Raw genomic sequence first — 551 nt, 5'->3', positions numbered from 1 at the left:
GCCCGAGCACGTCAAGCCCGGCGCCACGGTGGTCGGCGGCGGGGTGCGGTACTCGGGCACGCGCCTGCTGCCGGACGTCGACGAGTCCTGCGAGCAGGTCGCGGGCGCGATCACCCCCCGCGTCGGCGGCGTCGGCCCGACGACGGTGGCGATGCTGTTCCGCAACGTCATCGCGACGGCGGAGCACCACCGGCCTCCGTGACTTCCGTGCCGCGACCGTTGAGCAACGGGCCCGCCATCGGTGCCGCACGCATGCCACGCTCGGTGCGGGACCGAGAGGCGCTGCAGCGGATCCACTCCGCCACGCTCGGTCCGTCGGGATCCACGACAAGGGCGCCTCCACCATCGCGGGGAGGAGGGGCCGGTGTCGGACCATCCGCAGGCCCGCCCCGCCGTCGCAGGAGGAGTGAGGACACGATGACGACCATCGACGGTTCGGCCGGGCGGTTCCAGGAGATCGGCGGGGTGGACTTCGCCGTCGCGGACCTCGGTCTGCACGAGTTCGGCCGCAAGGAGATCCGGCTGGCCGAGAACGAGATGCCGGGCCTGAT

1 protein-coding gene and 1 pseudogene are annotated in these 551 nt (G+C 73.0%); both read left to right on the top strand.

Annotated elements, in window-relative coordinates:
- A pseudogene (locus ABD993_RS02705) lies at nucleotides 1–202 on the top strand (bifunctional 5,10-methylenetetrahydrofolate dehydrogenase/5,10-methenyltetrahydrofolate cyclohydrolase); the annotation flags it as partial.
- A 215-nt stretch (nucleotides 203–417) separates the two neighbouring features.
- On the top strand, nucleotides 418–551 hold a 134-nt coding region (locus tag ABD993_RS02700; RefSeq protein WP_345412291.1), incomplete at its 3' end, for an adenosylhomocysteinase.

Origin of the sequence: Pseudonocardia xishanensis, assembly GCF_039541715.1 — a bacterium.
Taxonomy (GTDB): domain Bacteria; phylum Actinomycetota; class Actinomycetes; order Mycobacteriales; family Pseudonocardiaceae; genus Pseudonocardia; species Pseudonocardia xishanensis.
This window is presented reverse-complemented; position numbering and strand designations above follow the sequence as displayed.